Origin of the sequence: Burkholderia sp. BCC0405 (assembly GCF_902833075.1) — a bacterium.
Taxonomy (GTDB): domain Bacteria; phylum Pseudomonadota; class Gammaproteobacteria; order Burkholderiales; family Burkholderiaceae; genus Burkholderia.
In genome coordinates, this window is sequence record NZ_CADFEO010000009.1 from 106,163 (window position 1) to 118,273 (window position 12,111).

Below are 12,111 nucleotides of genomic sequence, written 5' to 3' on the forward strand. Positions count from 1 at the left end.
ACTCCGATGCGCGATCTGCTCGAACATCGCCGCCTGGTCATCACGATCACGCTGCTTTACCTGTCACAGGGAATCCCGATCGGCATTGCGATGGATGCGATGCCGACCTTGCTGCGCCACGACGGCGCACCGCTTCACGCACTGGCGTTCCTGCCGCTCGTCGGCTTGCCGTGGGTCGTGAAATTCCTGTGGGCGCCCGTCGTCGACAACCGCTGGTCGCCGCGCATCGGCCGGCGGCGCAGCTGGATGCTGCCGATGCAGACGCTCGTCGTGCTGTGCCTCGGCAGCCTCGCGCAGCTCGGCATGACGGTCGCGACGGCCGGATGGGCGGTCGGCCTGCTGGCCGTCGCGTCGCTCGCGAGCGCGACGCAGGACATCGCGAACGACGGGATGGCCGCCGAGCACTTCCGCGGCGACACGCTCGCGAAGATCAACGCGATCCAGATCGCGGGCGTGATGATCGGCTTCTTCGGCGGCGGCGCCGGCACGTTGACGCTGATCGGCCTGTTCGGGCAGCGCGCCGCGTTTCTCGCGCTGGCCGCCGTGCCGCTCGCGAGCCTTGCGTGCGTACTGTGGGTGCTGCCGCGCGATGCGGATCGCGCACGCGTACACGCCGAACACAACGCAAGCCTCGTGCGCTTCGCGAAGCGGCCGCGTTCGTGGTCGCTGCTGTCGCTTGCGCTACTGTCGGCGATGACGGCCGTATCGGGCTTCGGCCTGTCGAAGCTGTTTCTCAACGACGCGGGCTGGTCGCTCGACGCGATCGGGAGGCTCGGGATGGCCGGCGGCGTCGTGACGGTCGTGCTCGGTTGCGGCGGCGGCGCGTGGCTCGTCCGGAGGCTCGGGTTGTGGCGTGCGTTTACGGCCGGCGTGAGCTGTGCGGGCGCGGCCGCGCTGCTGTGGTTCGCTCAGGCGAGCGGGTGGCTGCCGGTGTCGCCGTCGTGGGCATGGCTGTGCACGGTACTCGGTTCGCTGGCGACCGGCATCACGTCGGTGTCGATCATGACGGCCGGCATGCGCTTCGCGGGCGGCAGCGACCAGGCCGGCACCGACGTGACGGCCGTGCAGAGCACGCGCGATCTCGGCGAACTGATCGCGTCGTCGACGATCCTGTCGCTCACCGCGAAGGTCGGTTATACGGGCGGGTTTCTGGCCGGTGTGGCGCTGGCGGTGCTGGCCGCGCTGATCGCGCTGCGGTTGCGGCGGCGGGAGGCGGCGTATGCGGTGAAGGGGGAGGATGTGCTGGCGTCGTGATCGTCGTCATGCATTCGCTCGCGCTCGGCCGGAGAAGGGCGGATGCGCAGACGCGCCGCACGATGCTCAAGCCGGCGATTCCGTCGGTCGTGCTCACGCGGAACGTGCTCGAATCCAGCGGCGATTGACTGGAAAACGCGGGGTGCCCGCCGTGTCCGTTACGCGCGGGCCAATCGCCGCGCAGCCATCAGTCCGAGGACGAGCAACACCGCGACATACGCGGCGACGCTTGCCCACGCGCCGTGCTGCCAGAACGACCCGCCGACCGAGCCGAGCACGCTCGATCCGAGATAGTACGCGAGCAGGTACAGCGAGGCAGCGTGCCCCTTCGCGGATCCCGCGAGGTAGCCGACCCAGCCGCTCGCCACCGCATGGGCGACGAAGAAGCCGATCGTGACGAGCACGATGCCGACGACGATCGCAGCGAGCGAGTGCGACAGCGTCAGCGCGAGGCCCGCCGCGAATACGAGAATGCCGCCGACAAGCACCGGTGCGCGCCCGAGACGGTCGGCGAGCGCGCCGGCGCTCGATGACGACACCATCCCGAACAGGTAGGCGCCGAAGATCAGGCCGCACTCGGTCGAGCTCAGGTTGAAAGGGGCCGCCGTGAGCCGGAACCCCGCGTAGTTGTAGATCGTCACGAACGCGCCCATCACCAGGAAGCCGATCGTGAACACGAACGGGAGCCGGGCATGATGCAGTTGCGCGTTCCACAGCCGAAGATGATGACGCAGCGTCAGATCGGTGCGCTTCACGAAGCGCCGCGATTGCGGCAGCAGCATCACGAAGGCAACGGCCGCGACGAGATCGATGACGCCGATCGTCAGCATCGCCGTCCGCCACGAGAAATGTTCTTCCAGCGCGCTCATGCCGATCCGACCGATCATGCCGCCGAACGCGGTTCCGCCGACATAGAGACCCATCGAGAAACCGAGCCCCTCGGCCGCGATTTCTTCCGCGAGATAGGCCATCGCGACCGCCGGGACGCCGCCCAGCGCGAAACCTTCGAGCGCACGCCAGACCAGCAGCAGGTTCCAGTTGGGCGACAGCGCGGCGAGCACATTGAACAGCGCGGCCAGCGTCATCGACGCGAACATCAGCCCGCGTCGTCCGACGCGTTCGGACAGTGCGCCGGCGCACAGGATGGAGACCGCCAGCATCCCGGTCGACAGCGACAGCGAGAGCGAACTCGATGCCGCGCCCAGCCGGAACTCCCGTGCGAACGCGGGAAGCAGCGGCTGGACGCAGTACAGCAGCGAGAAGGTGGAAAAACCGGCAAGGAACAGCGCCAGCGCGATGCGCTTGTACGCGGCCGAGCGCGGGGACACGCCTGCAGGCAGCGCATCGGACGCGGCGTTGCGCGGGCCGGGCGTGGATCGGGAAATCGAAGCGGAGGACATGGGTGCACTCGATGTGCGACGGAATGCCTGAATTCTTGCGCACCGTCATGTATATGTCCAATATATGAAAGAAACCGTAGCAATATGTTTTACCACTGGCTGAAGAGCCGGTCCGGCTCACCGTGAGGTCACCTGGCGAATGGAACTCCGACATCTCCGATACTTTCTGGCCGTGGCGGCCACGTCGAATTTCACCAAGGCTGCCGAAACGCTCGGCATCGGGCAGCCGCCATTGAGCCAGCAGATCAAGGCGCTCGAGAGCGAACTCGGCGTGGAACTGTTCAAGCGGACCGCGCGCGGTGCCGAGCTGACGCTGGCGGGCGAGGTCTTCGCGCAAGAGGCGCGCCGCGTGCTCGACGATGCCGAGCGGGCGGCGCGGGCGGCAAGGCGGGCCGCACGCGGGGAAACCGGGCATCTGCGGGTGGGCTTCACCGGGACGGCGGCGTTCAATTCGAAAGTGTCGGATCTGATCCGCCGCTTCAGGGAGGCGTTTCCGGAGGCCGAGCTGACGTTGCAGGAGGCGACGTCGCGCGTCCTGCTGGAGGCGCTGGACGCCGGGCATCTCGACGTCGCGATCGTGCGGCCGGAACGCCGTGCCGCCGCGACGTTGCGGGTGTCGGACTGGGACGAGGAACCGATGTTCGTCGCGCTGCCCGTGGCGCACCGGCTGGCGCGGCGTCGGCGCATCGATCTGGCCGAGCTGGCCGACGAGTCGTTCGTGCAGGTGCCGCGGGAAGCCGGCAGCGCGCTGTTCGACGACATCGTCGCCGCATGCAACGCCGCCGGATTCGAGCCGCGGATGGCGCAACCCGCACCGCAAATCGCGTCCGCGGTGACGCTGGTCGCTGCCGGGCTCGGCGTGTCTGTCGTGCCGAAGGCGATTACGCAGGTGCAGGTTGCCGGCGTCGTCTATCGGCCGTTCGCCGGTAATGCGCTTCGTGCAAGGCTGGCCATTGCGTCGCGATGCGACGAGCCGTCGGCGGTCGTTCGCAATTTTCTGTTGCTGGCCTAGCGGGGGGCGCAGAGATGCTTGCGGCGGATCCGGCCCGCGCTTGAATCTCCCGGTGCGCGCCGGGCTTGCATCGGCATCGTGTCGTCGAACGCGATAAAAACAAAAAACCCGCGAGGCCATGCGCTGTCGCGGGTTTTTGAAAATGCTGGAAACGCGGAGAAACCGCATCTGGTGCCGACGGCGAGACTCGAACTCGCACAGCTTTCGCCACTACCCCCTCAAGATAGCGTGTCTACCAATTTCACCACGTCGGCACTGCACTGCAAGGGGCGCAATTCTAGCGCCACATTGCGCGTTTGTGAAGGGGGTATGACAGGGTTTCGGTGTGCGCGAAAGCGATCCCGGTAGAATTCGGACGATCGGTCCGACGACCATCGCTACTGCCATCCGCTTTCTCCCCGTGACTACCACCCTCGAACAACTGCAGGCCGGACAACTGTCGGGCGCCCGGCAACTCAAGCTCGCGTGCGGGCTGACCGAGTTTCCGCGCGAGATTTTCGATCTGGCCGACACGCTCGAAGTGCTCGACCTGTCCGGTAACGCACTCGCCGCGCTGCCGGACGACTTGCCGCGGCTGCATCGCCTGCGCATCCTGTTCGCGTCCGGCAACCGCTTCACCACCTTCCCCGACGTGCTCGGCGCGTGCGCTCAACTCGACATGATCGGCTTCAAGGCGAACCGGATCCGCACGGTGCCGCGCGGATCGCTGCCGCGTGCGCTGCGCTGGCTGATCCTGACCGACAACGAGATCGACGCGCTACCCGCCGGGATCGGCGACTGCTCGCGATTGCAGAAGCTGATGCTCGCGGGCAACCGGCTGCGCACGCTGCCTGCCGAAATGGCCGCGTGCCGTGCGCTCGAACTGGTGCGCCTGTCGGCGAACCGGCTGGACCAACTGCCCGACTGGTTGCCGCGCCTGCCGCGCCTCGCGTGGCTCGCATACTCCGGCAATCCGTTCAGCGCCGCGCCGGAAGCCGCGGCGTCGGCCGGGCCGGAGGTCGCGGACGTCGACTGGGCGTCGCTCTCATGCGAACAGAAGCTGGGCGAAGGCGCGTCGGGCGTCATTTACCGCGCGCAATGGCGCGCGGACGATCATGCGTCGCGAGCGGTCGCGGTCAAGCTGTTCAAGGGCGCGGTGACGAGCGACGGGCTGCCCGACTGTGAAATGGCCGCGTGCCTGCATGCCGGCCGCCACCCGAACGTGATCCCGGTGATCGGCAAGGTGCGCGGTCATCCGGACGGTACGCACGGGCTCGTGATGGAACTGGTCGATCCGGCGCTCGCGAACCTTGCCGGGCCGCCGAGCTTTGCAACCTGCACGCGCGACGTGTATGCGGCCGACGCGCGATTCGAGCCGGAAGAGGCCGTGCGGATCGCGCACGGCATCGCATCGGCCGCACGCCATCTGCATGCGCGCGGCATCATGCATGGCGACCTGTATGCGCACAACATCCTGCACGACGGCGAGGGCGGTACGCTGCTGGGCGACTTCGGTGCGGCATCGTTCTACGACACGAGCGACGTACGGCATGGCGCCCGGCTCGAACGGCTGGAAGTTCGCGCGTACGGCCATCTGCTCGGCGAATTGTTCGCACATTGCGCACCGCGCACGCGGGCCGGGGTGCGTGAGCTGGAAGCGCTCGCGGCGGCTTGCGTGAGCGAGGAGATCGACACCCGGCCGTCGTTCGACGAGATCGTGGACGCGCTGGCCGCGTGGAAGGTCTGAGGGGGATGAGCTGCCTGCCGGGCGGTCCGTCGACTGACGTGCGTACGCGTGTTAAACCTGCCGCGCGGTCAGCAGCTTGATCCCGAGCCCGACGAACAGCAGCCCGCTGGCGCGCTTGAGCGCACGCACCGCGCGGCTCATGCCGAAGCCGCGATGGAAGCGGCGCACGCCGGCCGAATAGACGCCGTGAACGACCACGACGGTGCCCGCGATCGTCGCGTACATCACGACGAACTGCAGCGCGAGCGGGCGGTCGTGCACGATGAACTGCGGCATGAACGCCGACAGGAAGATCATCGTCTTCGGATTGCTGCCCGATACGAACAGCGCTTCGCGGAACAGTTTCCCGCGGTCGGGCACGGCGATCTCCGCCGCTCCGGGCGAAGCGGCGGCCTTGCGGTCGCCGCGCAGCTGCCGGACACCGACGAACACCAGGTACGCGGCGCCGACCACTTTCATCGCGACGAACAGCGGCGGCATCGCGGCCAGCACCGCGCCGACGCCGAGCGCGACGAGTACCACGACCACGCCTTGCGCCGCGAGGTTGCCCGCGATCGTCGCGGCCGTGCCGCGCGAGCCGTAGCGCACCGTGTTGCGGATGACGAGCAGTACGTTGGGCCCCGGCGACAGCGTCGTGGCGAGATAGGCTGCGGCAAACAGCATCCAGGTCTGAATGGACATGCGACGCTCCAGGAGGCGGTTCCGGCGGTCGGGATGACGCGATGATGTCACGCCAAAAATTGACGCAGGCTCGCGCCGGAACCGTGCGGTCGTGCGCGTCAGCTTGCGTCGCGCATGCAGTACGCGGGGGTCGACGGCGGCGTATCGATCGCGGCGGGCCGCGTCATCCATGCGATCCACCCTGCCCAGATCCCGCAGACGATCATCACGGCGACGTTCAGCGGCGTCCGGTAGCGGACGATCAGGTCGGCCAGCGGCAGGCGATGTTTCATGTGCATCTCCTTCGATCGAGGGTGGGTGGCGTTACTGGCCGGAGTAGTTCGGCGCCTTGGCGTCGCAGGTCACGGACACCGTCGAGCCGTCCGCGAAATGCAGCCGGAACGGCACCTTCGCGCCGGGCGCGACGGCTTCGCGCGGTTGTTCCAGCATCACGTGATAGCTCTTCGGCTTGAAGGTCACCGTGCCGTGCGCGGGCACTTCGACCGCGTCGACGTGAACCATCTTCGCGGTGCTGCCGTTCGTCTGCGTTTCGTGCAGCATGGCCATCCCGTATGCGGGCGTGTCGAGGCCCGTCAGCGTGACGGGCGCGTCGCCGTCGTTCTTCAGCGTGAAGTAGCCGGACGACGGCACGGTTGCCGGCATCGCGCGGATCCAGCAGTTTTCTGCCTGTACGGCCGGCGCGGCGAACGTGGCGGGAGCTTGCAGTGCCAGCAGCGCGAACAGCAGGCCGGTCGGAATCGAGCGTTTCATGGTTGGTTATCCTTATGGATGGATGCAGAGGGTAAGGGGGGCGACGCGGCCGGCGCGAACGTGCGCGACCGGACATTCGCCTGCGAGCAAATGCCGGCGCGACAGTGCGAACCGGAGGCAGCCAGCCGCGCGCACGGCGCGACGCCGCGCGCAATATGGTGAGACATGATCGTCCTTCGAAACGTGACACGTCGCGCACGCCGGGGGCGTGCGCGAACCACGCGATGCGCGACGGCATCACGGGCGTTGACGACGAATCAGGACGCGATCGGAGGGGCGCGCGGCTGCGCGGCCGTGAGCGGCAGCGCGCGGCGCAGGCTTTCGAAGCGGGTCGCTTCGCGGTGCTGAATGACGTGCACGCTGGCCTCGAACGTCAGTTCGGGCGCGGGCAGTGCAGGTGTGTGAGCCAGGAGGCTGCAATAGCCGCATGCCTGGAGGTGGGCCTGCAGGCTCTTCTGCGACGAATCGGCGGCGCGCTGGCCGGTGGCCGGCGCGGCCGTGCAGTAGCCGGCCAGCAGCGTATCGACGCGCTGCTGCGTCGTCAGTGCCTGCGAGATCGTCGGCGCGAGCGCCGACATCAGGATGGCGAGCATCCCGATCAGACTGCCGATCTTCCGGAGGCGACGACTCAGCATGCGATGCGCGGCGGCGGTTGGACGACGATGGAGCGGATTATGCCACGCACGCCGATTCGCATGTCGGCGCGGACGTGCGACGTGGCGGCGCGCTATGCGTGCTTCGCCAGGTATTTCGTGATCAGCGCCATCTGTGCGGCCCAGCCCTGATCGTTCATCTCGCGCGCCTTCGCGCGGCGCGTTTCGATCAACTGGTCGAAGCCCGTTTCGGTGACCGTGAGCAGCGTGCCGCCGGCCTGTGCGGCGAGTGCGAACGTGACGAGCGTCATCGGCTCGGAGGTGTAGTCATAATTCGGGTCGATCGCGAACGGGTGCCAGCGAAACGAAAACACTTGCTTCGGCTCGAGGCGGTCGACGACGATCTCGAACACCGTGCCTGCATAGGGCTCTTGTGCCTTGGCGACGTCGTCGTCGACGCGTGTCGGCGTAATGCGGCCGAATAGCGGCTGGCCGGCCGCGAACGGCCCGTCGAACGTGACGCCGAACCATTGGCCGAATTCACCGGAATTGCTGACGGCTTCCCACACGCGGTCGGGCGATGCGTTGAGCACGGCCTGTTTTTCGATGCGATCGGTTTGCTGGGTCATGATGTTCTCCACACAGGATCAACTTTCGCTGGGCGGCACGCGTGAGCCGGCCCTAGTCGAGCATGACCGCGTCGGGCACGTCGAGCACGAGGTCCGACGTCGCGACGGCCACGCACGGCAGCGTATAGCCGCCGGCCTTTTCCTCGCGGCTCAGCCCCGGCCATTCGATCGTGTAGCGTACGCTGCCGCTGACGATCCGGCAAAGGCAGCTTCGGCACGTGCCGTTGCGGCACGAACGCGGCAGCGACACGTGCGCGAACGCGGCGGCTTCGAGCAGCGTGAGCGAATCGGGCGCGTCGAAGGTCGCGCCGAGCGGCTCGATGCGCACGAGGGGGAGGTGTTCCGGATCGGTCATGGCGGAGGCAGAGGCGGGCGGCGGTTCGGCGACAACGCGCCAAGCATACCCGAACGTGCGGGCGGCCGGCGCCGGCCGCCCGCTGGCGTCAATGCCGGCGCAGGTGCCGGTACACGGTATTGCGGGCGAGACCGAGTTCGCGCGCGGCCGCCGACACGTTGCCGCCATGCCGCGCGAGCACGGCATCGATCACCGCGGCCTGATGGCTTTGCAGCGTCGTTCCTTCGCGCGTGCCGGCCGATGCGGCCGGCAATGTGGCGGCCGGCGCAGCCGGTGCGTCGTCGCAGTCGAGCCAGAAATCGTCGGGCAAATGGGCCAGCGTGATTTCCGCTTCGTCTTCGGCGAGCATGCCGGCCGTGCGCAGCACGTTGGTCATCTGGCGCAGGTTGCCGGGCCAGCGATGGCGCGCGAACGCGTCGAGCACGTCGGCCGCGATGCGGCGCGGCATCGGTTCGCTGCGCGCGAGCCGCGCGAGAATCCGCTCGACGAGCGCGGGCAGGTCGGTGCGTGCGGCAAGCGCCGGCAGCGTGATCGCGAGCCCGTTGATCCGGTAGAACAGGTCTTCGCGGAACGTGCCTTCCGCGATCATCGCGCGCAGGTCGCGATGGGTCGCGCAGACCACGCGCACGTCGACCGGCACCGCGCGCGCACCGCCGAGCGGCATCACCGCGCGTTCCTGCAGCACGCGCATCAGCCGGACCTGCTGCGCGAGCGGCATGTCGCCGATTTCGTCGAGAAACAGCGTGCCGCCGTCGGCCTGCACGATCTTGCCGGGGCTGCCGCGCTTGCGCGCGCCGGTGAACGCGCCGTCTTCGTAGCCGAACAGCTCGGCCTCGATCAGCGAATCGGGCAGCGCTGCGCAGTTGACCGCGACGAACGGGCCGTCCGCGCGCGGCGATGCCTGGTGCAGCGCGCGGGCGAGCCATTCCTTGCCGGTGCCGGTCTGGCCGAGGATCAGCAGCGGCAGGTCGCGCCCGCGGATCTTCGCGACACGCTCGAGCACGGCGGCCATGCGCGCGTCGCCGGTGTCGAGCGTCGCGAACGTGATCGCGTCGGGGTCCGGCGTGCGCACGCGCGCGGCGGGCGCGGGCGGCGTGACGGCGACGGTGGTCTTGTGTGCTTCCGCGAATTCGCAGCGCGCCAGCACGCGTACGCCGGTCGACAGCGTGAGGCGGAACATCGCACCGGGCGCGCGTGCCGCCTGCTGCGCGAGCTGGCCGAAGCGCAGGCCGAACAGCGCGTCGCTGGCCTGGTGCTGCAGTGCGTCGAACGATGCGCCGAGCTGGAATTGCGCGCTGCGGTTCGCGGCGATCAGCCCGCCGTCGGGGCCGAATGCGACGAGCCCGGCGAACAGCGAATCGACGCATTCCTCGTGCGCATGGAAGCGCAGCCGCAAGGCTTCCGAGCACTGGTTCGCGAACAGGTGGTTCTCGATCAGTTGCGCGGACATCCGCACGAGCGCGAGCGTATGCGGGCTCGAGCCGCGCGGATCGCCGCTGACGTCGAGCGTGCCGAGCGTGCGGCCGAACGGGTCGAAGATCGGCGCGCACGAGCAGGTGAGGATGTGGTTGGCGCGCAGGAAGTGTTCGGAGCCGTGCACCGCGACGGCCTGGCCCGATGCGAGCGCGGTGCCGATCGCGTTGGTGCCGCGCGCGCCTTCCGCCCACGAGACGCCGGTACACAGCGCGACGCGGTTGGCTTTCTCGATGAAGTCCGCGTCGCCGATGCTGTGCAGGATCACGCCGTCGGCGTCTGTCAGCAGCACGAGGCTTTGCGTGTCGGCGATTTGCGCGTGGAGGTTCTCCATCACCGGGCGGGCGTGCGAGAACAGCGTGTGGTTCGTGTCGAGCAGTTCGCGCAGCGCGATGTGCGACAGTGGCGAGAAATCCGGGCGTTCGTGCGCGCGCAGGCCGACCGCGGTCGAACGCGCATGCGCCTGCGCGAGCAGGTCGTTGCGACCCGCGGTGGCGGGCAGCACGAAGTGTTGCGGCATGACTTGTCTCCTGTCGGCAGCAGTTAGCGCTTCAGCGCTTACTGCTGCCCCATGCTTCGCGGTCGGCAGCAGTTAGCGCTTCAGCGCTTGCTGATGCCCCATGCTTCGCGGTCGGCAGCAGTTAGCGCTTCAGCGCTTGCTGATGCCCATGCTTCGCGGTCGGCAGCAGTTGGCGTTTCAGCTCTTACTGATGCTCCATGCTTCGCGGTCGGTCCTGGTTGGCGCTTTCAGCGTTTACCCGGGCCCATGCTTCTCGAAATTGACCGTCTCCCGGCGCACGCACACGCGCCGAAACACCCCCAGATTCCCGTCGCCACGTGCGGCGCACCATCGATGTGCGAACGGCAACCATCCGGGTACGCATCATCATACAAGCGTCACGTACGCCGCGCGACCGCGAACAAAATCCCCTTGCTTTTAAATGCCCGCCTGCAATGATGGAAATGGAGCACGCACGCGCCGTGTTCCGCATTGCAACATGCATGCGACGCGACATGCATCCGTTCGGGAGACGCATCATGGTTCGGACGGAACTGAGGGTCGTGCTGGCGGCCATCGCCACTTTCATCATGCTGGGCGGCATCGCCGTGGCGATCCACGGGCTGCTGTTCGATTTGACCGATGCGGTGCGATACGGGGCGGCCGCGATTGCGGTGGGCGCCGCGACGGCTGCGATCGCGCTCAACGTCTGGCCGACCGATCCTCACTGACGCCGGTTTCCGAAACGGTGCCGGATGCCGCGCTGATCAGATGAAATGCGCGTCGGAACGACGCACGCCGTAAAATTTGTCTCCTGCGCGAAACCGTCTAAAGTGGAAAGCAACCGGCATGCATTGTCCGCGCCTATCCCCGCGGGCCGTGCCTCCGCCGGCGAGCCCGCGTACACTTCGTCCGGCCGGTAGCGGACGACGGACGCGGTCATTCGTTTTCTACCGGTCGAGGCGGCTCCCATGCAGATCCATTTCACGAACGAGAAACCCGAGTATTCGGGGCGTGACCTGATGCTTGCGTTCACGGCGTTGGTCAATGGCGAGCGTGTCCAATGCCAGATCACCGCCGAGGCGCTGGAAGATCACTTCGGCGCGGCATCGCCGCGCTTCGAGGACATGGTCGGCGCATTCGACCAGCATCGCGACCGTATCGAGGCGGCCGCACGGCGCCTGCTGTCGGAGACGCGCGCGCAGTGCGTGACGCTGCGCAGCGGCTACGTCCGTTTCTACGAGGCCAACTGGCGCTGATGACACGACGCTCGTCTTGCGGCGCGCATCGCCGAGCGTTGCGCACGCGAAGGCGTTGCCCCTCACGCGATGCCGTTCGGCGGGGCCGGGCGGCATTTTCGTATGCGGGCCGCACCGGATTGTGACTGCACCGGGCCGGCTGCTGGTGTGCCGACACGAACCGGCATCTCGATTCGTCAGGATCGCAGAGAAAATCATTCGAATTCCGACGCAATAAAAAGACGGTGCCGCACGTGGAGAATCGTTCGGGATGGGGGAAGGGCGCGCCGTCTGCCGGCAGGCGCATGGTTGCTCGCAGCCGGCATGTCGATGGCCGACGGGGCGGCTTGATCGGATGACGACGCGATCGGTCGGGGCGCGCCAGGTGAAGTCGACATCGTCGTGGCGCCGGGTCGCGTCGCGATACCGTAGTCCGCGCGGATCAGGCGGCACGGCACGCACAACAAAAACGCCACCCGAAGGTGGCGTTTTTTCATCATG

At 67.7% G+C, this 12,111-nt stretch carries 15 protein-coding genes and 1 tRNA gene; 6 read left to right on the forward strand and 10 right to left on the reverse strand.

Annotation, left to right across the window (positions count from 1 at the left end; genetic code table 11):
• The first annotated feature begins 6 nt into the window (after nucleotides 1–6).
• Nucleotides 7–1,254: a RhtX/FptX family siderophore transporter gene (locus HWX36_RS16875; RefSeq protein WP_175953187.1), complete on the forward strand. Its 1,248-nt coding sequence runs from the start codon at nucleotides 7–9 to the stop codon at nucleotides 1,252–1,254.
• Nucleotides 1,251–1,382 carry a hypothetical protein gene (locus HWX36_RS37640; protein WP_279613389.1) on the forward strand — a complete coding sequence of 44 codons (132 nt, stop codon included), beginning with the start codon at nucleotides 1,251–1,253 and terminating at the stop codon, nucleotides 1,380–1,382. Before HWX36_RS16875 ends, HWX36_RS37640 begins: the two co-directional genes overlap by 4 nt.
• Before the next feature lie 30 nt (nucleotides 1,383–1,412).
• On the opposite strand, the gene HWX36_RS16880 is transcribed toward HWX36_RS37640, so the two are convergent.
• Nucleotides 1,413–2,654, reverse strand: coding sequence for an MFS transporter (locus HWX36_RS16880; RefSeq protein WP_175953188.1), 1,242 nt, complete (start codon nucleotides 2,652–2,654; stop codon nucleotides 1,413–1,415).
• Nucleotides 2,655–2,793: 139 nt separating this feature from the next.
• Between HWX36_RS16880 and HWX36_RS16885 the strand changes: the two genes are divergently transcribed.
• On the forward strand, nucleotides 2,794–3,666 hold the full coding sequence (locus HWX36_RS16885; protein ID WP_175953189.1) for a LysR family transcriptional regulator: 873 nt from the start codon (nucleotides 2,794–2,796) through the stop codon (nucleotides 3,664–3,666).
• Nucleotides 3,667–3,835: 169 nt separating this feature from the next.
• Here HWX36_RS16885 and HWX36_RS16890 read toward each other — a convergent pair.
• Nucleotides 3,836–3,920: transfer RNA gene (locus tag HWX36_RS16890), tRNA-Leu, on the reverse strand.
• Nucleotides 3,921–4,066: 146 nt separating this feature from the next.
• Here HWX36_RS16890 and HWX36_RS16895 point away from each other — a divergent pair.
• On the forward strand, nucleotides 4,067–5,392 hold the full coding sequence (locus HWX36_RS16895) for a protein kinase (RefSeq protein WP_175953190.1): 1,326 nt from the start codon (nucleotides 4,067–4,069) through the stop codon (nucleotides 5,390–5,392).
• Between the two features lie 51 nt (nucleotides 5,393–5,443).
• Here HWX36_RS16895 and HWX36_RS16900 read toward each other — a convergent pair whose 3' ends face one another.
• From HWX36_RS16900 to HWX36_RS16930, 7 genes are all read right to left on the reverse strand, one after another.
• Entirely contained in the window at nucleotides 5,444–6,073 is a 630-nt protein-coding gene (locus tag HWX36_RS16900; protein WP_175953191.1) for a LysE family translocator, read from the reverse strand.
• A 98-nt stretch (nucleotides 6,074–6,171) separates the two neighbouring features.
• Nucleotides 6,172–6,345, reverse strand: coding sequence for a hypothetical protein (locus HWX36_RS16905; protein ID WP_175953192.1), 174 nt, complete (start codon nucleotides 6,343–6,345; stop codon nucleotides 6,172–6,174).
• A gap of 31 nt (nucleotides 6,346–6,376) precedes the next feature.
• Complete coding sequence (locus HWX36_RS16910; RefSeq protein WP_175953193.1) at nucleotides 6,377–6,823, reverse strand: copper chaperone PCu(A)C; 447 nt, start codon at nucleotides 6,821–6,823, stop codon at nucleotides 6,377–6,379.
• Nucleotides 6,824–7,080: 257 nt separating this feature from the next.
• Entirely contained in the window at nucleotides 7,081–7,458 is a 378-nt protein-coding gene (locus tag HWX36_RS16915; protein WP_175953194.1) for a DUF2946 domain-containing protein, read from the reverse strand.
• Nucleotides 7,459–7,550: 92 nt separating this feature from the next.
• A complete protein-coding gene (locus tag HWX36_RS16920; protein ID WP_175953195.1) occupies nucleotides 7,551–8,045 on the reverse strand; it encodes an SRPBCC family protein in 495 nt (164 codons plus the stop codon).
• Between the two features lie 52 nt (nucleotides 8,046–8,097).
• On the reverse strand, nucleotides 8,098–8,400 hold the full coding sequence (locus tag HWX36_RS16925) for a 2Fe-2S iron-sulfur cluster-binding protein (protein ID WP_175953196.1): 303 nt from the start codon (nucleotides 8,398–8,400) through the stop codon (nucleotides 8,098–8,100).
• A gap of 88 nt (nucleotides 8,401–8,488) precedes the next feature.
• Nucleotides 8,489–10,393, reverse strand: a complete 1,905-nt coding sequence (locus HWX36_RS16930; protein WP_175953197.1) for a sigma-54-dependent Fis family transcriptional regulator — start codon at nucleotides 10,391–10,393, stop codon at nucleotides 8,489–8,491.
• A gap of 434 nt (nucleotides 10,394–10,827) precedes the next feature.
• Between HWX36_RS16930 and HWX36_RS37185 the strand changes: the two genes are divergently transcribed.
• On the forward strand, nucleotides 10,828–11,103 hold the full coding sequence (locus HWX36_RS37185) for a DUF2964 domain-containing protein (RefSeq protein ID WP_264165889.1): 276 nt from the start codon (nucleotides 10,828–10,830) through the stop codon (nucleotides 11,101–11,103).
• Nucleotides 11,104–11,343: 240 nt separating this feature from the next.
• Nucleotides 11,344–11,631: a DUF1488 domain-containing protein gene (locus HWX36_RS16940; protein ID WP_011354308.1), complete on the forward strand. Its 288-nt coding sequence runs from the start codon at nucleotides 11,344–11,346 to the stop codon at nucleotides 11,629–11,631.
• Nucleotides 11,632–11,825: 194 nt separating this feature from the next.
• On the opposite strand, the gene HWX36_RS16945 is transcribed toward HWX36_RS16940, so the two are convergent.
• Nucleotides 11,826–12,110: a hypothetical protein gene (locus tag HWX36_RS16945; RefSeq protein WP_175953198.1), complete on the reverse strand. Its 285-nt coding sequence runs from the start codon at nucleotides 12,108–12,110 to the stop codon at nucleotides 11,826–11,828.
• Between the last annotated feature and the right edge of the window lies 1 nt (nucleotide 12,111).